Annotated in this window: 12 protein-coding genes; 5 read left to right on the top strand and 7 right to left on the bottom strand. The window is 44.8% G+C overall.

Going from position 1 to position 19,234, the window contains the following annotated elements:
• Positions 1-71 precede the first annotated feature (71 nt).
• Complete coding sequence (locus tag PseudUWO310_RS09500) at positions 72-1,976, bottom strand: SPFH domain-containing protein (RefSeq protein WP_142600535.1); 1,905 nt, start codon at positions 1,974-1,976, stop codon at positions 72-74.
• A 1,437-nt stretch (positions 1,977-3,413) separates the two neighbouring features.
• Here PseudUWO310_RS09500 and PseudUWO310_RS09490 point away from each other — a divergent pair.
• Positions 3,414-4,970 carry a radical SAM protein gene (locus PseudUWO310_RS09490; protein WP_142600451.1) on the top strand — a complete coding sequence of 519 codons (1,557 nt, stop codon included), beginning with the start codon at positions 3,414-3,416 and terminating at the stop codon, positions 4,968-4,970.
• A 286-nt stretch (positions 4,971-5,256) separates the two neighbouring features.
• Here PseudUWO310_RS09490 and PseudUWO310_RS09485 read toward each other — a convergent pair whose 3' ends face one another.
• Both PseudUWO310_RS09485 and PseudUWO310_RS09480 read right to left on the bottom strand, forming a co-directional pair.
• Entirely contained in the window at positions 5,257-6,540 is a 1,284-nt protein-coding gene (locus tag PseudUWO310_RS09485) for an ABC transporter substrate-binding protein (protein WP_142600449.1), read from the bottom strand.
• A gap of 128 nt (positions 6,541-6,668) precedes the next feature.
• On the bottom strand, positions 6,669-7,766 hold the full coding sequence (locus PseudUWO310_RS09480) for a metallophosphoesterase family protein (protein WP_142600447.1): 1,098 nt from the start codon (positions 7,764-7,766) through the stop codon (positions 6,669-6,671).
• 275 nt (positions 7,767-8,041) lie between these two features.
• Between PseudUWO310_RS09480 and mutS the strand changes: the two genes are divergently transcribed.
• Together mutS and PseudUWO310_RS09470 are read left to right on the top strand one after the other, a co-directional pair.
• Positions 8,042-10,738 carry a DNA mismatch repair protein MutS gene (gene mutS, locus PseudUWO310_RS09475; RefSeq protein ID WP_142600444.1) on the top strand — a complete coding sequence of 899 codons (2,697 nt, stop codon included), beginning with the start codon at positions 8,042-8,044 and terminating at the stop codon, positions 10,736-10,738.
• A 338-nt stretch (positions 10,739-11,076) separates the two neighbouring features.
• Positions 11,077-11,967 (top strand): bestrophin family protein, encoded by an 891-nt coding sequence (locus PseudUWO310_RS09470; RefSeq protein WP_142600442.1) that lies wholly within the window; start codon positions 11,077-11,079, stop codon positions 11,965-11,967.
• Between the two features lie 172 nt (positions 11,968-12,139).
• Here PseudUWO310_RS09470 and PseudUWO310_RS09465 read toward each other — a convergent pair whose 3' ends face one another.
• Both PseudUWO310_RS09465 and pds read right to left on the bottom strand, forming a co-directional pair.
• Positions 12,140-13,027: a phytoene synthase gene (locus PseudUWO310_RS09465; protein WP_055076761.1), complete on the bottom strand. Its 888-nt coding sequence runs from the start codon at positions 13,025-13,027 to the stop codon at positions 12,140-12,142.
• A 4-nt stretch (positions 13,028-13,031) separates the two neighbouring features.
• Positions 13,032-14,495, bottom strand: a complete 1,464-nt coding sequence (pds, locus tag PseudUWO310_RS09460) for a 15-cis-phytoene desaturase (RefSeq protein WP_142600439.1) — start codon at positions 14,493-14,495, stop codon at positions 13,032-13,034.
• Positions 14,496-14,674: 179 nt separating this feature from the next.
• On the opposite strand from pds, the gene menA reads away from it, so the two are divergent.
• Together menA and PseudUWO310_RS09450 are read left to right on the top strand one after the other, a co-directional pair.
• Entirely contained in the window at positions 14,675-15,589 is a 915-nt protein-coding gene (gene menA / locus PseudUWO310_RS09455; RefSeq protein WP_142600437.1) for a 2-carboxy-1,4-naphthoquinone phytyltransferase, read from the top strand.
• A gap of 354 nt (positions 15,590-15,943) precedes the next feature.
• Positions 15,944-17,206, top strand: a complete 1,263-nt coding sequence (locus PseudUWO310_RS09450; RefSeq protein WP_142600434.1) for a voltage-gated chloride channel family protein — start codon at positions 15,944-15,946, stop codon at positions 17,204-17,206.
• Positions 17,207-17,291: 85 nt separating this feature from the next.
• Here PseudUWO310_RS09450 and pgeF read toward each other — a convergent pair whose 3' ends face one another.
• Together pgeF and PseudUWO310_RS09440 are read right to left on the bottom strand one after the other, a co-directional pair.
• Positions 17,292-18,089 (bottom strand): peptidoglycan editing factor PgeF, encoded by a 798-nt coding sequence (gene pgeF / locus PseudUWO310_RS09445; protein ID WP_142600432.1) that lies wholly within the window; start codon positions 18,087-18,089, stop codon positions 17,292-17,294.
• Positions 18,090-18,275: 186 nt separating this feature from the next.
• A complete protein-coding gene (locus PseudUWO310_RS09440; protein ID WP_142600429.1) occupies positions 18,276-19,040 on the bottom strand; it encodes a carbonic anhydrase in 765 nt (254 codons plus the stop codon).
• Positions 19,041-19,234 lie beyond the last annotated feature (194 nt).

The following is a 19,234-nucleotide window of genomic DNA, read 5'->3' as shown; positions in this document are numbered from 1 at the left end:
AATTAGCTTTTGGCTTTTAGCTTTTGGCAATTAGCAATTAGCAATTAGCTTTTGGCTTTCTGTTCGTGAACTTAGGGTAGCCTCGTTAAGCGATCGCTTTTTTCCTCCTTGGCTTCTTTGTTTTGATTCCAGAGCAGCATACCTAATACGCCATCGAGTAAGCCTCCACCCCGATCGCTACCATTGACGGCAACATCGGGGACAACGCGCACATTGCGATCGCCGATAGTTTGCATTAATTGCAAGGCAACGTAGGAACTGCCGCCGAGGGCATCGACTCCAGCTCGATAGGCATCGGCTTTTGCTTCACCTGTGACGCGGATAGATTCGGCTTCACCAGCCGCTTCTTTGACCTTGGCGCTAGCTTGCAGCTCGGCAATGCGTACCCCTTGTTCGGCGGTAACTACTTCTCTTTGAATATCCGCAAGGGATGTCTCGCGAACGAGTTCTTGGCGTTGCGTTTGGGAGATGCGCTGCACTTCGTAGGTCTTGCGTTGTTCTTCGGCAATTTTGCGATCGGTGAGGGTTTGCATCAGAGTTTCGGGTGGTTCGATCTGTCCGAGAAGAGTATCTACTGCTTGGACATCATAGGCTTGCATGGCGGTACGAATAAAATCGGCTGCTTCTGCTTGGCGATCGCTACGGGCGATCAAGAAATCCAACACCGTATAGGCCTGTGCGGAATTGCGGAAGTAGTTACCTACGGTTGGACGGAGTACATGATCGACGAGGTTTTGCATCGAACCCACACGCGAAATCACCCTAGGGGCATCTAAGGCTCCTACGTGAATGATCTGTGCGACCTCTAAATTAAAGGCAAAGCCATCGTTAGAACGGACATTTAAGGCTCTCAGCTTGGAGTCATAGCCATGTTCTTCGGTGCGATCGCTGAAGTTTAGAACAATATTGGTAGTGGGCACGAGTTCCACTTTCATAATATGGGTATTTAATGGATGTTTACCAGGATAAAGCGGTTCGATCCATACCCCTTTATCGCCGACATTCACCAAATGTCCGTGGGTAAATAAAGCGCCACTAACATCATCTTGAGCGCCGCCAACAAAGGAAATCACCACGCCGACATATCCAATGGGAATATCGGTCATTTTTACCTGTTCGATCTGAACGAACCAAGGATTGAGGTTCCATGAACCCGATAGAATAACCTGCTCCTGCAAGCCGCGCCGACCGCCGCCATTGATGAATAGTTGCGCGTTTTGAAAGTTGTCATGTTCGGGAATAATCGCTCCTGCGATCGCCCCTGTCTCAATCGGCGTTCCATCTAATGTGGTGACAATGCCGACTTTTTCGGTGGCGACGGAATAGAGTTTTAGTTCCGATGGAGACATCCCATTGGCAGCCGCATTAGCAGAAGTAATAATTGTAAATAGCGCCGTATTGACTCGATAGGTTCCTGCGGTGAGGATTCCTAACTGTCTTCCCTTTTCCCCACCCGCAAGGAGAAATTCGCGCGCGTTTTGGAAATTGTCGCAGGGGACAGTTTTACCTAAAATGCGATCAGGAGGAATCGATTTACCATCGTTGGCAATAATTAAGCCGATTTCGCCTTGGGGGATCACCACTACGGATTCTTTGCGAACGCTATATTGCCAAGGATAAAAGCCAAAATGCCAACCAGGAGCGAGGGTGTCGGCTTGATATCCAGCTTCACCATTGAGGGCGACGAGTTGTCCTGGAGGTAAATCGCCACGCAATGAGAATTTCTTAACCACGATGCCGACTTCTCTTTCACCGACAACGATGAGCCCTAAAATCCATCCCATCTGGGGCAGAAATATAAATACAATCACGACACCGCCAATCACCCATACCCACAGTGGAAAGCTAAGCTCGCCTGCTTGCATCAGTTGGAGCGGTTGCGATCGCGTATTGGCGGCGTTATCTTTCTGGGAAATTGATTGGGCGATCGCTGCATCGTGGGTGAGGATTGTTGGCAACCCCAAGATACCCAGCATGGCGATCGCTGCACCTGAAATAAGCGATCGTTGCCAAAATTTCTGACCTAAGCTTGGGCAAACATCCTGAATCCTAAATAGCTTTTTCACGGGTAAGATACCACTTTCAGAACTGATGCTAATCTAGCGCAGTTGTTAGGAAATCCTCAAAATCTACTAAGAAAATTAACAAGCTCAATTCTTTGTTCCATACTTTATACCAAAGCTCAAAATGGCTACACCATTTTGAGCTTTGAAAACCCTTACTGGTTTTGGTTTTTAATCCACAAATTTTAATCCACAAAAGAGTTGTCACACTTTTGTGAATTCGTAAGTAGTTAAGAAAGCATTTAAGAATTGACAGCCGTAAGATTTCTAAGCATTTTGCGGATCAAAGCTATATAGATAAACGCCCCTGAGGTATTCTCGTAAAATCCATAATCCTTGCTCAGTCTGCGATATTTACCTGTAGGACTTATGCAAAGCTAACGAGTTTACTGGATTTTGGATAGGTGTGGCGCGGGCTTTGCCCGCGCCACACCTATCCAATGCGAAAGTCCTATATAGAATAAAATATAGTTATTGACGACTAGTGTTACTTCTGTTTGTTTTATTCTATTAACTTTAGTTTTAGGTAACAATTCAGATATAGCAGTCCTAAATCATTTGTAGATTTTTTGGTTTGTGGAAGCGCACCCCTTCGGGGTGCGCTTCCACAAACCCTTTAGGATTGCTATATATGGTTGTCGAAATCAACTCTGTATCTCAACTGAATATATAGTGCAAGACTTATTTAAGTATGAGAAAAATCCTTAATTTTCTAACTGAAATTAAGTTCTTTATCAAGGTTGTAGCTATATGTATTTTACTCCAACAGCTTTTTTATTTATTCCTGAAAGATATTGAAATACTTTTTGAGTTTCAGGCATTACTGCACTATATGGTAGGTTCCATTTCTTTTTTGGGATAGGATTTCTAATTAAAAATCGCTCAAAAAGAATAAGAATTGGAGAGATAAATTTAATGTTAGGGTAATTAAGGTTAAGGAACAAAATTTTCCTGATTTTACTTTAAGAGAAATTATTTTAGGAGAATTTAAATCTTGAATTGCCGTATTTATAATACTTTTACTAGTACCAGAAGCCCATGGTGGAAGTAGCTTATCTCTCAACTTTATATAGTTTTTAATGAGAATATTTACTTCTAGTCTCTGTTTCTATATTAGTCATTTGGTTTTGCATAAATATTTTTTTAAAATACATCTCAAGCATCACGAGTTTTAAGATTTGTATAGTTTTGTTAGTACAAGATGTGGATTCTATCCGATTATCTGACTAGACTCATGATTTCTAAATAATTACTAAGAATTAACTTTTCTTACAATTTAAATCATTTAATACAAATTTAGATTAGAGAATACAATAAGGTAAACCTACAAGTAAAGTTAGTACGAATTTTATGATAGATAAAAAACAGCCGACAATTGGATTAATAGAAGTTCCAGCAACAGGACTATACGATGCAGAAGGTAAAAATTGGACTTCGTTATATAGACATCGTTCTTTAATTAGTAAACAAGTTTTGATTTCTGACTTGCGAGCGGGAGGATTTGATGCTCAATTAGTCAACCTCAGAGATGGGGACTATAGCGAAGAATTTGGCCAGATCTTTTGGAAAGGGATGACTCTACGGAAAACATTTGTAGGGGGTAATATTTTTGCTCTCGATCCACAGTCATTTGATGCTTGGGGCATTACAGTGAATTTCTCCCAAGATCGTCAAGTCAGTTGTTTACTGATTGAACATTTAGCTAAGGGAAAACGCCCAATTGTTGTTGGTGGTTCCGATGCAGTAGCGGAACCTCATCACTACTTACAGGCTGGTGCAGCCGCAGTAGTTTTAGATAAATCTGGAGCTGCTAATTGGGCAATTTTTGACTATGTATTGGGAAAAACTCCACGAGAAGACCTCACGGGGGTAGTGTTGGCAGATGGCAAACAATATGCAAGGAAAACTAAAGCCAAAAGTCCTGAAGAATGGGCATTACCCTCGGTGGAAGTGGCACGAGAATGTTTAGGGATACTCCCTAATGTTCAAGGACTAGTGCCAATCGGTTCTTTAGTGGCTGATATTGGTTGCGATCGCACCTGTGATTTTTGTATGACACCGACCTATGGTACTGGCTATCGAAGAATGACTCCCAAAACAGCGCTCAAATGGTTAGAAATTCAAAAAGAAGCGGGAGCTGTTTCCATTAATATCGGTTCTGATCAGTTCCTTGCGCGAACATTATTTCCAGGGGGACGAGATGAGATCCTCGAAATTACCAACGGAGCGCGGGAGATGGGAATTTCGCTCATGTGGCCGAATGGTTTAGAACTTAGGAAAACAACTTTAGGTGCTGGTCGTAACTATGAAAGTACTGATCTCAGCCCTGATGAAGAATTGATTGAAGCACTATTTGGTTGGAATGGAAAAGTTGGTTGTCCTTTAGCCTATATTCCTGCTGAACGTCCCGTTTTTGGACGAGAATCATATAAGAAACTCCTACCTTGGCAAGAGCATTGTACATTGATGAAATCGGTTGTCAGAACTGGAGTACCTGTCATCGCTTATGGCATCATTATTGGACTACCTGATGATGATATTGATGATTTGTTGCGTCTTGAGGAAGCGATCTCTGAGCTTGTGGATGAACTAGTAGCGATCAACCCTAAAGTTGAGTTTCAGATTGCTTGCTATAGTATTGCACCCTTACCTGGAACTCCTCAATCCCATAACTTACGTAAGCTAGGTTTGCTGCAATTTGAAGATTCCTGCGTGTGGGGAGGTCTATGGACACCAACTTGCAATACTCATCACCTCAGCTATGCCCAGATTTCCGATTGGCAAATTCGTCTATCGAAGATTCGTAGATCAGCATCTGAATTTACTAACTATAGTGGTGAATATTCGGGACTGGTTAGCACGGCTTCCTCCAATGACTCAAAAATTGCATTGGCAAATGTGAGCTAGCTCTAGTAAAACATTTCATTCTAAAATGCCTTCTAAGTATAAGTAATACCAAATCACAAAATGGCTATGCCATTTTGTGATTTTAAAACCCTTACTGGATTTGGGTTTTAATTCCCAAAAGTGTTGCCACACTTTTGGGAATTGGTATAAAACCTAGACGAGCGTAACGCTCGTCTAGGTTTTAGTTTTTAATCATGCTGAACTGGTTATTACTGATATAGCAACACCAGAGATAGCTAAACCCAAGAAGAGAAGGACAGCGCTTTGCACCGCCCTTCTCTTGACTTTACAGTGAATTCCAACGTTCCGCAGCAGTGGCGATCGCTTTATCACTGGTTTTTTCCTTGAGCATGGCAAGTTGTAACTCTTCGTAAATAATTTTCCGCAGTTTCTCAATATCCTTCGCAGGTGGAATTAATACTTCTGATTGAGACAGTTGTGAGGCACTAATAACTCTAGCGCGATCGCTTAGCGGTGCATCTTTAGCGACCTCGGTGAAATAGGGATCGCCAGCGCTCTTAGTCGTTGAAGGTAATGAATTCTCAACCTTAGAAAAAGCAAGCTGATTTCCCGCATTGGTTATATAGAGGGCAAATTTGACGGCTAGAGCTTGATTGGTGGAGGTTGTGGGCACGGAGACATTCATCACCGCCGCACTCTTTTTACCCGTTGAGCCAGTAATTTGAGCGCCCACATCGGTGACTTTAGCGATAGCTGGGGCATTGAGGGTAACCGTTTGCAAGAACTGGGGACCCGACAATAAAATTGCTAATTCTCCCGACTGATAGAGTTCTACTGCTTTCCGATGCCCTTCAGTCAAGATTTCGCGAGGGATTAATTGCTTCTCAAAGAGATTTACCCAATAGTCAAAGGCAGCCTTGCCCGCCGCATCGTTAAATGCAGCTTTACCATTAGGATCGAGCAACTTCATTCCCATCTGTACCATCGCTTCTAAGACTTGCCCACCATCCATAGTCAGCATAAATGCATATTTCCCAGTTTTTGCCTTAATCTGTTCCGCAACCTTGGTAAGTTCTTCAAAGGTTTTAGGAGGCTTGGCAGGATCTAAACCAGCCTTTTCAAATAGAGCCCGATTGTAAATGGTGATATCCGTTGCCACGTACCAAGGCAAGCCAAAGGTGGTATTATCCAGTTGATTTGCCTTCCAGATATTCGGGAAATAGGTGGCTTTATCGGCTGCTGATATGGCTTTCTCCATATCCACCAATGCTTTTTTTTCTGCTAGTTTAGAGGCGAACTGCGGATTTAGATTCACGACATCGGGAGCCGTTTTTGCCGCTACAGAACTCAAAATTTTAGTTTCCATTTCTCCCCAAGGAATATCCACCCACTCCACTTCCGCCGTCGGATTTTCCTTGAGAAATCCTGCAATCAAATCCGCCATGTATTTATCAAATTGTGGTTTTAATTGCATCGTCCAAAATACGACTTTGTTTTTACCTGAAGAGTTAGATGACGTTGTTTGGGCTCCACAGGCTCCGAGCAAAAACAGAGTAGAAAGTCCGATAAACTTGCGGCGACTGAGGTTGTCAAAGAGATTAGATGGCATGGCAAAAATAGTAAATTTGAGTAGATTTGAGTAGATTCGAGTAAATTCGGTTTGATTATATAGCTATAGTCACTTAAGTTAGGACATCAAACTGAATAGAGAGTTGCGGCGCTTCGCGCCGCAACTCTCTATTCGGTTTGATTATGGCTTCTCAGCGCGAGGGTAATATTATTATCCTTGGGCGGAACATCGCTGAAGGCTTCAAAGTATTTTTTGGCGATCGGTGGAAAGTTGGGGAACTCAAATTTGGCATCGCCATCGGCAATGTAAGCCCAGAAATATCGCAGCTCGGGCGTGAGGGTTTCGGCAATTTCGATCGGGAGATGGAGAGGGGCATGGGTGAGTAATCTCAGGACGAAGGGGTGCGATCGATCGCCCATCCATTCCCGCGAAAAATGTAGAAGATCGGGTTGTTCGGGAATGGATTTGACGCGAAATGATTCGATCTCTAGGCGATCGCCTGAATCATCGGAGCTATAGCTAAGAATCCGATAGGGATGGGGAAAACTAACTAGAGAGCCAGTAGTAATGTCATAGAGATCATAGCGATCGCTATAGGCAATATCCTGTACATGGAGATGCCCCGTAAAGATCAACTGTACCTTTGCCCGTAAAATTTGACATAGGCGATCGGCATTACCGAGCATGTAGCGCTGTCCGAGCGCATTACAGGACTGGTCATGCATATGTTCCAGTACATTATGATGAATCGTTACTAAATTCAGTTCGTAATCCTGATTTTCGAGAATGGATTCCAACCAGATTAATTGCTCATCATCAATCCAGCCAATCTGCTGACCTTCAGCATCAAACTGATTGGAATTTAATCCTATTAAACGCACCTTGGGCAATACTTCGCATTCATAGTAGAGCTTGCGGGGTTCGCTCTTGCCAGACTTAAAACCAAAATTAGTATAGTGAGGAGTAAATTGATCGAAGGTTTCGGGTCTGGGTACATCATGATTGCCCGCGATCACATAGACAGGATAGGGAAGTTGCGCCAGTCTTTCCGATAGCCATTGATGGTTTTCTGGTTCCCCATGCTGGGTCAGATCCCCCGGTAACAGAAGAAAGTCTATATCTAGGTGAGCGATTTGCGACAGCACTTCTTCAAAAGCTGGGATGCTGTACTCCACAAGGTGAAATCGCGAGGGGTGATGCCAAATAGTGTGGGGCAATGCGATGTGCAAATCGGAGGCGATCGCAAATTTAAACTTAAGTGCCACCTAGATCCAAGCCATGAATAATTACCCTCTGATTATAGGGTATAGCTAGATATAAGTAGTTCAGCGCAGTCAAAAAACAGCATATGGCGATCGCTAGATGGACGATGGGGCATCACGAGGACGCATCAAACCCGAAAGATGAGTGGCGGCGCGAAGCGCCGCCACTCATCTTTCGGGTTTGATATGGGATTGCTATAGACCGCAATGAAGATACAGAGAAGATACAAAATGGCGTTTACAATAGGTTGGATACATTGTTTAAGACCAAAATTTGAATGGCTGAATTAGTTCTGTCGTCGGCTCAAGTCAATCGCACAGCCCTCACCCCCATGATGCTGCACTATATCGAAATGAAAGAGCAATATCCCCATGCGGTGATGTTGTATCGGTTGGGGGATTTTTTTGAGGCGTTTTTTGAAGATGCAGAACTAATTTCGCGGGAATTGGAATTGGTATTAACTGGACGCGATGGCGGTAAGGCGATTGGACGAATTGCGATGGCGGGTATCCCCCACCATGCCCTCGATCGCTATGCCAATCAATTGGTTGAGAAAGGCTATTCGATCGCTGTGTGCGACCAGATGGAGGCAGCCTCGGAGGCGCAGGGGCTAGTCCGCCGCGAAGTTACCAGAGTCATTACCCCTGGAACCGTGATCGAAGAGGGGATGCTGGCAGTAAAACAAAATAATTTTTTAGTAGCGATCGCCAATGGGGGCGAAAACTGGGGTCTGGCATATACCGATATTTCGACGGGTGAATTTTCCGTAACCCAGCTAAATAGTACGGAACATTTAATTCAGGAACTATTGCGGTTACAACCTGCGGAAGTTCTCATTCCCATTGATGTCCCCAATCCCCAATTATTTCGTGGTTCGCGATCGGATAAGCCCAGCATCTTTTGGGAAGGGATTGCCCCCAAGGAAAAATCTGCCCTGCCCGAACCCTATAGCACCTTGCCCGATAGCTTTTGTTATACGCCGCGATCGCAAGCTCCTTTTGCCCTAGCCGAGGCAAAACAGCGCATTCTCAATACCTTCAGAGTGCGATCGCTGGAGGGATTTGGCTGTCAATCCTTGCCCTTAGCCATTAGAGCCGCAGGGGGGATTTTAGAATATCTTGAATCCACCCAAAAAAGCATCAAAATGCCATTGCAGGGAATATCCACCTATGCGATCGCTGATTACCTAATCCTCGATAACCAAACGCGCCGCAATTTAGAAATTACCCAAACCGTTCGGGATGGTACTTTTTATAGTTCCTTGCTCTGGGCTTTAGATAAGACGACGACAGGCATGGGTAGCCGTGCTTTGCGCCGTTGGCTATTGCAACCACTAAAGGATATCGAGGCTATTAATGAACGCCTAGATACGATTGCCGAGCTATACAAGCAGCATTCTTTACGCAAGAACCTGCGAAGTTGCCTCAGTCAAATCTATGATATCGAACGTCTGTGCAGTCGCATCGGCGCGGGCACGGCAAATGGGCGCGATTTAATTGCTGTGGCAATGTCGTTAGAAAAAATGCGCGATGTTGCCGATGTAGTTGCTAGAAGCAATTCGCGCTATCTAAAAGCTTTACAGTCCGTACCATCGGTACTATTGCAACTGGGCGATCAGTTACAAAAGACTCTCGTGGAAGAACCCCCAATTTATATTACGGAGGGTAATATCATTCGTTCTGGGGTGAACGAACAATTAGACCGCCTGCGCCAGCAGAGTCGCGATGATGTGGAATGGCTATCTGCCTTTGAGAAGCAGGAAAAGGAACGCACAGGCATTAATACGCTCAAAGTTGGCTTTAACAAAGCCTTTGGCTATTACATTAGTATCTCGCGCGGTAAGAGCGAGCAAGCCCCTACGGATTACATTCGCAAGCAAACCTTAACCAATGAAGAGCGGTATATCACGCCCGAACTGAAGGAACGCGAGACAAGGATTCTCAATGCCGATAGTGAATTAAAACAATTGGAATACGATCTGTTTGTCGAGTTAAGATTACTTGCCGCGCAACAGATCGAACCCATGCGCACCTTAGCGACAGCTCTCGCTGCGGCAGATGTGCTATGCAGTCTGGCGGAAGTTGCCGTTACTTACAATTATTGCCGTCCCCAAATTACTAACGATCGCGCGATCGCCATCCACAATGGTCGCCATCCCGTTGTCGAGCAGTCTCTACCCGCAGGCTTTTTCATTCCCAATTCCACCTATTTAGGTAGCGATCGCCAATCGGTATGCCCCGATTTAATTGTTTTAACGGGTCCCAATATGAGTGGCAAAAGTATTTACTTGCGTCAGGTGGGCTTAATTCAACTCATGGCTCAGGTGGGGAGCTTTGTCCCTGCGGAGGCAGCCACCTTGGGGATCTGCGATCGCATTTTTACCCGTGTGGGCGCAGTTGACGATCTCGCCACAGGACAATCGACATTTATGGTGGAAATGAATGAAACGGCAAATATCCTCAATCATGCGAAGGAGCATTCCTTAGTTTTGCTGGATGAAATCGGACGGGGCACTTCTACCTTTGACGGTATGGCGATCGCTTGGTCGGTAGCCGAATATATTGCCAATAAAATCAAAGCTCGCGGGATTTTTGCAACCCACTATCACGAACTGAACGAACTCGCCAGCCTACTTCCAAATGTGGCAAATTTTCAAGTCACGGTCAAGGAATTAGAAGATGAGATTATTTTCTTACATCAGGTTCAAGAGGGTGGTGCGGATCGTTCCTATGGGATCGAAGTGGGACGCTTAGCAGGCTTGCCTGCCACCGTAATCAGTCGTGCTAAGGAGGTTTTAGAACAAATCGCTAAAAACAGCCATATCGCTACGGGATTGCGTAAGGGGGGCTCGCCGCATCGCGATCGACAATCCAGCGATCGCTCCCCAAAATCACCACCAAAAGCCCAAAAAAAATCTTCTAATGATTTTCCTGATGATTCGCAAATGACTATTTTTGACACCACTGCGCCTTAATAAGTGGCTAGGCGCTAAACCTAGAATCTGTAGCGCACGCTGCGCGTGCGCTACAGATTCTAGCTCTGGTTAATTATGCCGAACTACTTTCGTGAATTGGTAAGTAGTTCGGCATAATTAAAAACCAAAACCAGAGAGCATACCGCCCGCGCAGCGGGCGGTATGCTCTTCTAGGTTTTAAGTTTATACCAATTCACTGAAGTGAGCCAACACTTCAGTGAATTAAAAAACAAACTCAGTAAGGTTTTGAGCTTCCCAAAATGGCGTTGCCATTTTGGGAATTGGTATTACTTATGCCTAGCTACTTATAACCAAAAGATAAACTTCGATAAACTTTAATGAAAAAAAAAGATGATTGGTTTCGGATTGCGTTGCGCTGGAGAGGCTCCGTAGTTCCAGAAGTTTTACCGCGATCGCTATTGTGTGGCTTATTTGGTGTTTTCATTTATATCCTCCATATCTCTAATATCAGAGTTTCCTTGCCAATTCTAGGCAGTATCATTCCCAATATCGTGCTGGGGCTATTGCTTGTATTTCGGACAAATACCGCCTATGAGCGATTCTGGGAAGGTCGCAAGGCTTGGGGAATGCTTGTAAATACAGTAAGGAATTTATCGCGCCAAATTCTAGTGGCGATTTTAGAAAAGGAACCCCGCGATCGCCAAGCGAAAATTGCAGCGGTGAAAATGTTACCAGCCTTTGCGATCGCCTTAAAACTACATTTGCGATCGGAGTCAATTAACTCTGAACTGGCGGCAAATCTCTCTCCTGAGCAATTTGAGCGCTTGAGAACAATGAACCATCCCCCGCTGGAAATTGCATTTTGGCTCAGTAGCTACTTACAAGAACAAACTCAGCAAGGAAAATTGGATCGCTATCAGCTAAACGATATGATTCAGCTTTTACATCAAATCGTTGATGTTGTGGGTATTTGTGAGCGCATTCTCAGGACTCCGATCCCTCTAGCCTATGCCATTCACCTCAAACAGTTATTAATGATTTATTGCTTATCTCTTCCATTCCAAATGGTCGATCAACTGGAATGGATGACCGCCCCCATCGTCACTTTGATTAGTTTTACCCTATTAGGAATAGAAGAAATTGGCATTCAAATTGAAGACCCCTTTGGTCACGATACTAATGACTTACCCCTAGATAATATTTGTAACGCCATGCAACGAAATATTGACGATTTGATTTTTATCAGTTCTGAACCCCAAAAAATCTAAACTTATACCAAGTAAAGAAATGGCTACGCCATTTCTTTACTTGGTATAGCTATAGCTGGGCATAATTAATTACAAACCAAAGCCCGTAAAGTTGCGCCCCTAAGGGGCGCAACTTTACGGGCTTTGGTAATTTTGCACAAGTACTTATGGCAAGGCAATAATTTCTTGCGGGTTAAGAAGTTTGAGCCTTCAGCCATGCCCAAGGCAGAGCCAGCATTTTGTTTGAACGGGGTACAAAGGCACGGCGCATAAATACTTCGTAATTATTTTTTTCGATCGCCTTTAAAATATTGCGATACAAAATTAACGAAGACCATACTGGCCATCGCGCATCACGACATAAAGCCGAAATGCCATCTTCCGCGTGTTGATAAAACTCTCTAGCCCGTTGGATCTGGAAGCGCATTAACTCAACCCAGCGATCGTCAACAGTACCGCTTAATAAATCTTTTTCGGTATAGTCGAAATAATGTAAATCCTCAAGGGGCAGATAAATACGACCTCGTTGAGCATCTTCACCAATATCTCGCAAAATATTAGTTAATTGCATGGCGATACCCAACGCGATCGCTGCTTCAGTTGCGGTCGCAATTACCGATGGATCTTTCGTCTCAAAGCCCATAATTGCCGCTGACATTAAACCGACTGTTCCCGCAACGCGATAGCAGTATAAATGCAGATCGTCAAAGGTTTGGTAGCGATCGTATTTAAGATCCATGCGCATTCCTGAGATCATATCTTTGAAAGGCTGGATCGGCATTGGATAATGCTTGACCGTATCGGCTAAGGCAATATCTGAGGCATGAATCGGCTCACCACGGAATGTCGCCTCCAACTGTTTCTCCCAGTTAAAGAGCGTTTCGGCATCTGTGGTATCTGCTTGCATACCATCAACGAGTTCGTCGGTGCGACGACACCAAGCATAAATAGCCCAAGTAGCGCGTCGTTTTGCTTCTGACATCAGCATCGTGCCAAGATAAAAAGTCTTAGCGTACTTTGCGGTGATGCAACGACAAATCTCGTAGGCTTCATCCAGACTGACTGGCTGACGCATTCCCATTGGCTTAGGCAGTGACGACAGATGGATTTGACTGGTTTTCGTTAGAGGTTCGACCAAGGACTTTACTTCCAGAAGATTGACTTGCTTTTTGATTTGCGCTTTGACTTGCTTTATGGATTTCCTGTGCTGTTAGCTTACCAGAAAGTACCGCCCCTTCCATACTCCCAAAAAAGGGTTGAGCTGTATAGCTACCTGACAAAAAGAAATTAGCGATCGGGGTGGCTTGATGAGGACGGAATTGCTCACGTCCAGGGGTTGCCGTATAAATCGATCGCGGAGTCTTAACGACATGGGACTTTAAGACTTTGGCAGGGCTAGGGAGATGCTGCGGAAAGAGTTTGGCAAGTTCGTTAAGGGTGGCTTCTACGATTTCGCTATTGGGGCGATCGATCCAATCCGCCGCAGGGGCAAAGACTAGCTCTAGCATTGATTTGTCAGGATCGGCATATTCCTTGCAGGAGTTGCTCATATCGGAGTAAACACTCAGCAGGGGCGATCGCGAAAATAGGGTGTGATCAATATCGGTAAGCTTGCGATCAAACCAGATCTGCACGCTAATTACGGGTACGCCTTCAAGGTTGTCTAGTTGCTGAAAATAGGGCAAGCCTTGCCAAGTGTCGGGAATATAGTTTTTAAATGCGTCCACTGACATCGCCGAAACGTAAGCATCGGCAAAAATTTCGCGACTGGGGGAGCCGTCTGTACCTTGGACGATTAACTTTTGCACATTGCCATCTTGATCGGTGACGATTTCCTTGAGAGCCACGCCTGTATGCACTTCGCCACCTCTTGCCACGACATGATCCACGATGGGCTGACAGAGACGTTCAGGGGGTGCGCCATCGAGATAGGCAATTTTCGAGCCATCCTTTTGTTGGAGAAACTTATTGAGGGCGCGGAGGGGGATTGTTGCCGAAATCACATCAGGGTCGATAAATTTGAGGGATTTACAAACGGCAATAAAAATATCGGTGGTAATGTCCTTACCGATGCCACGCATTGCTAGCCATTCCTCGAAGGTGTATTTGTCCATGGAGACAACGTAGTCATCGCCACGCACGATCGCGGGAATTAGCCCGATCGCAAACCGAATCTTTTGATTCCAAGTCAGCATATCGTTGTTGCGAAGAATCGAGACAATGATATTAAAGGGTGAAGGAATATCGGGTACATCAAACCATGACAATACCCCAGGCTTTTCAGGTTGATTAAAAATTAAAGCATGGCGTTTCCATTGCAGGCGATCAAGGATATTTAGCTCGCCCATCAGTTGCAACATATTGGGATAAGCACCAAAAAAGTTATGCAGCCCCGTTTCGATCCAGTCGCCATCCGCATCTTTCCATGCTGCTACTAATCCGCCGAGAACGTTACTGCGCTCTAGCAGAATCGGCTGATGTCCCAAATCCACCAAATACTTGGCACAGGATAATCCTGCTAACCCTCCTCCAGCGATCGCCACGCGCATATTTTTTCGATACCTGTACTTTTAAATTTTTATGCTTAATAATCTCCATCTTACTTTGCAAAGCTTAATAATTTACTAATTTTTATGGGCATTTATGGGCAAAAATCGTAGAGGAGCCCATTTTTGTTTTAAGTTAAGATGGCGATTGCAAATTCATCTGCAAATTCATCTTAGCTAGTATGGTAAAAAGCCTCGTTGATACCCCTCAGATATCGCCTACGCCCTCGCGCAAATTATGGATGGCAGCGATTAAATTACCGATGTATAGCGTGGCGATCGTCCCGATTGCGACGGGGACTGCGGTTGCTTATCGTGATACTGGGGCAATCAACTGGGCGGTATTTGCAACCTTTTTAGCCGCAGCCATTGTCATCTTAGTTTGGGAAAACCTTTGCAATGATGTATTTGATGCCGAAACTGGCATTGATATTAACAAGGCGCATTCCGTTGTTAATCTTACTGGCAAGAAAAATTTAGTCTTGGCGATCGCGAATATCTGCTTGCTACTGGGCATTGGTGGCGTATTGACAATTTCATGGCTACAGCAAGATGCGGTGGTGGTGAGTCTGGTGGCGCTCTGTTGCGTTCTTGGCTATATGTACCAAGGACCTCCCTTTCGACTGGGATATCAAGGATGGGGCGAAATTTTATGTTTCTTTGCCTTTGGTCCCTTAGGCGTTTCCGCAGCCTATTACAGTCAAACCCAATCTTGGTCGATTGGCTCCCTTGCCGCCGCAGTCGTTGTGGGCATCATCACCAGCTTGATTCTCTTCTGTTCCCATTTCAATCAAGTAGAGGATGATCTTGCCGCAGGGAAGCGATCGCCTGTGGTGAGGTTGGGAACCAAGAGAGCTTCCCAGCTTTTGCCTTGGGTCTGTGCGGTAATTTATGCAGTGACAATTGCGGCGATCGCCTTGCAATTTTTCCCAGTCTGGACAGCGATCGTGCTAATTAGTCTGCCTATTGCTTGGAAACTATGCACATTCATTGGCGATCACCATGAGCAATCGGAAATGTTGCTCAACTGTCGATTTATTGCCGTAGCTTTGCACTTTGTTGTTGGTTCATGTCTGAGTGTCAGCCTGATTTTCTAGAATTTTCTTATATAGCTATATTCACTTAAGTCAGGACATCAAACCCAATAGAGAGTTGCGGCGCGAAGCGCCGCAACTCTCTATTGGGTTTGATTTTTGTCCTAACATTGCTGACTATAGCTATATAAGTAGTTCGGCATAATTTAAAAAAAACCTAGAAGAGCATACCGACCGCTGCGCGGTCGGTATGCTCTTCTAGGTTTTAAGTTTACCTTTAGCTAGTTACTTGACATAACCGCAAGAATTGATTGGCGGTGCGAAGCGCCGCCAGTCAATTCTTGCGGTTAATGTCCTAGTCCCCTTGGCGACAGCTATAGGCGACAGCTATATTTGATTCACTTTCTACGAGACATTATGAAAAGTCTTCGTCAATTTAAGTCGTTTGCCGTTATTTCTCAAATAATTTCCCAAATTATTAAGTGGTTCGTGATTGCATCCGTGGTTGGGCTCCTCTCAGGTTTGGGATCGGCGGCTCTCCTAATTTCTTTGGAATGGGCGACTGATTGGCGAGAAACCCATATATGGATCATTGCTTTACTTCCCTTGGGGGGATTTCTGAGTGGTTGGCTTTACGATCGCTACGGGAAGCCCATCGAAGCAGGCAACAACCTTTTACTTGAGGAGATTCATAACTCTCAAAAGATTATTCCGTTAAGAATGGCTCCGATGGTGCTATTGGGAACCACCTTAACCCATCTATTTGGTGGTTCTGCTGGTCGAGAAGGAACGGCTCTGCAAATTGCGGCTTCTCTCGCCGATCGCTTGACAAAAATATGTAGCCTCCAACCTAGCGATCGCCGAATTTTGCTAATGTCAGGGCTTAGTGGGGGATTTGCTTCGGTTTTTGGGACTCCTTTAGCAGGAACGATTTTTGGTTTAGAAGTTTTAGCCATTGGCAATATTAACCACAATGCCTTATTTCCCTGTTTAGTTGCCGCAATTGTGGGCGATCGCCTTACCTTGAGTTTGGGATTACACCATACAGCCTATCTTCATGCTCCATCGATTCCCGCGATCAATTTAATTCAGTTGATCGCCGCGATCGGTGCTGGGGTATCGTTTGGGTTGACAGCAAAGATCTTTGCGAAACTCACGCATAAATTTAATCACTTTTTTAAATCGAAAATATCCTACCCTCCCCTACGTCCTGCGATCGGTGGGGTGATGGTTGCTTTGCTCGTGGGGGCGATCGGCTCTACTAAATATATTGGGCTAGGGATTCCCACAATTGTGAAGGCTTTTGAAACCCAGTTACCACCTTGGGATTTTGCTGCCAAAATTGGTTTAACCGCCTTAACCTTGGGGGCTGGTTTTAAGGGAGGTGAAGTGACTCCATTGTTTTTTATTGGTGCAACCTTAGGAAGCTCTTTGTCATTAGTCCTGCCATTATCTGCGCCTTTACTGGCGGGAATGGGATTTGTCGCCGTTTTTGGGGGAGCCGCTAACACCCCGATCGCCGCAACATTAATGGGGATTGAGCTTTTTGGTATAGAATCGGGCACATTTATCGCGATCGCCTGTGTGATGAGTTACCTTGCCTCTGGTCATACTGGTATTTATAGCGCCCAGCGTATTGGTAATGGGAAATATCATTTCATGCCCAAAAAAGAAGAATGAAATTACACCAAATCTCAAAATGGCTACGCCATTTTGAGATTTGAAAACCCTTACTGGGTTTGGCTTTTAATTTGCAAAAGTATTGTCATACTTTCGGTGATTTGGTATAAGCAAGCCGATCGCTTTTAGAAGTCGCAATACCAGACCACTGTACCTGCGGAGCTCTCGGCTGGGGATGGGGATTATTGAGAAAATAACGCCGATAGGAAAAAAATAGTTCCTCATTTTCGAGGGTGCAATAAGGCGCGATCGCCACATGTTCAGGGAACATTCCCAATTCCTGAAGTTGTTGTAATTGGACTTGGCGTAAATCTAATTTAACTCTCTCAGGATCTGCGTCGGGGTATAAACCAACGGGTTCCCTAATCGTTGCTGTCACCTGTTGGGCAACATCTTGAGATACCTGATAGACTTTGCCCGAAATCGCAGGTCCTAGAGCAACGCGCAGATCCTTGAGCGAGCTACCGCGATCGCATAGGGTGGCGATCGCCTTCGGGACAATGCCCGCAACAGTCCCCCGCCAACCAGCATGAACAGCCGCCACCGAACCTAACTTGCGATCGCCGATCAATACTGGAACACAGTCAGCCGTACAAACCCATACCGAGCGATTCTCCAGAGGGCGATCGCTCTCTGGAGTTACCCAAACTCCATCAGCTTCAGGTAAAGGGCGATCGGGTGATGGGGCAATTTCATCGGCATGAATTAAGCAATTACCATGAACTTGTTTGGCACGATAGGCTTGCCCCGATGGGACAAGATAATTATGTAAATCGTTGGGAAGTTTAGGAGCGTGCGATCGCGTAAAAAATCCATGTTGCCATTCGGCAAGTAAATCGCAAGTTAGTCTGCCATCTCGCCATTGCCATTGATTTGCGTTCATTGGTTTAGATTCAAACTTTTAACAATAATCATGCTTGGTCGCATTTATCCTAACCCAAAAATGAGAAGGGGAGCCTTTTTAGGAATCTCAAAACTTAGAAGAGCATACCGCCTGCTACGCAGGCGGTATGCTCTTCTAAGTTTTGGTTTTTAATTATGCCCAATTAAAGACAAGTGGCGGCTCATTCTAACGATGGAGTTGAATCACTCTACCATTGCTAGGCTGAATAGGACGGGCATCAACTTGATAAAGTTTCTCAAAAGCTTCAATTTGCTCTTCCGAAACTGTCACTGTCTCCACGAAGACATTCCACTTAACACCTTCGCTACAGGGAGGGGTGGTGAGAGAACCATCGTAGCTATAGTAGGATTTACCCTTCGGCAAAAGATCGGTAGCGTTAATATTACTGCTAACGGTATTAGTTTTCCCAGCAGAAGGAATGTTTTTCCAAATAGTATCGATCAGAGGGTTGGCTGTTCCTTTAGTGAGCATAACTCCCACTACTGCTAGTTTTCCTGCTTCATTACGATGGACTAAATGGAGTTCCATTGCCAAAGCCTTGCTATTGATTTCATGTTCGCTAGGTGTATGGAAATGGAATTGAACGAGGGAGTATTTTTCACCATTAATCGTCACACTACTACCTGCCGCATAATTCACTTGAATAGTATGCCCGTTATTTACTACGACTAAGGGAGAAGATTTATAATCAAAATCGATTTTAGCGGGAGTACTTTCTACGGCATTTTTGAGATCAATCGGCGATTGATCCCGTCCTGACTCACATAAAGCAAACTCTTTCTTAATTTGTCCCCATTGCGTAGGGTTGGCAGCACCTCCATATCCCCAGTGTGAAGGAGATTCTTCTGCAAAGACATTTGCCGATAAAGGGAACAAGGTTCCAAGGGTAAGCACCAATGCGAGCAGAGAGGTCTTATTGAACTTTTTCATTGTGTTGTTAGTTTCATTCCCTAAACTTGGAGCTAAGTATAACTGACCTAGTTGGAAGATCGATAACTTTCCACAAGTCTTTACAGAAACGATTAGCGCTCATATCCCTTCCCAGTGAATAAATTATTCACTGGGAAGGGAAGTAAAAAACAAAAAGCTGTGGCGCACGCGCAGCGTGCGCCACAGCTTTTTGT

The organism is Pseudanabaena sp. UWO310, assembly GCF_006861605.1.
Classification (GTDB): Bacteria; Cyanobacteriota; Cyanobacteriia; order Pseudanabaenales; family Pseudanabaenaceae; genus Pseudanabaena.
The sequence above is the reverse complement of the archived record's forward strand: the minus strand, read 5'-3'. Positions and strand labels throughout refer to the sequence as shown.

Bases quoted from the DNA above. Each gene is read 5' to 3' on its own strand.
- PseudUWO310_RS09500 (WP_142600535.1), bottom strand. From the start codon at position 1,976: ATGCTGGGTATCTTGGGGTTGCCAACAATCCTCACCCACGATGCAGCG.
- PseudUWO310_RS09490 (WP_142600451.1), top strand. From the start codon at position 3,414: ATGATAGATAAAAAACAGCCGACAATTGGATTAATAGAAGTTCCAGCA.
- PseudUWO310_RS09485 (WP_142600449.1), bottom strand. From the start codon at position 6,540: ATGCCATCTAATCTCTTTGACAACCTCAGTCGCCGCAAGTTTATCGGA.
- mutS (WP_142600444.1), top strand. From the start codon at position 8,042: ATGGCTGAATTAGTTCTGTCGTCGGCTCAAGTCAATCGCACAGCCCTC.
- PseudUWO310_RS09470 (WP_142600442.1), top strand. From the start codon at position 11,077: ATGAAAAAAAAAGATGATTGGTTTCGGATTGCGTTGCGCTGGAGAGGC.
- PseudUWO310_RS09465 (WP_055076761.1), bottom strand. From the start codon at position 13,027: ATGGGAATGCGTCAGCCAGTCAGTCTGGATGAAGCCTACGAGATTTGT.
- pds (WP_142600439.1), bottom strand. From the start codon at position 14,495: ATGCGCGTGGCGATCGCTGGAGGAGGGTTAGCAGGATTATCCTGTGCC.
- menA (WP_142600437.1), top strand. From the start codon at position 14,675: ATGGTAAAAAGCCTCGTTGATACCCCTCAGATATCGCCTACGCCCTCG.
- PseudUWO310_RS09450 (WP_142600434.1), top strand. From the start codon at position 15,944: ATGAAAAGTCTTCGTCAATTTAAGTCGTTTGCCGTTATTTCTCAAATA.
- pgeF (WP_142600432.1), bottom strand. From the start codon at position 18,089: ATGAACGCAAATCAATGGCAATGGCGAGATGGCAGACTAACTTGCGAT.
- PseudUWO310_RS09440 (WP_142600429.1), bottom strand. From the start codon at position 19,040: ATGAAAAAGTTCAATAAGACCTCTCTGCTCGCATTGGTGCTTACCCTT.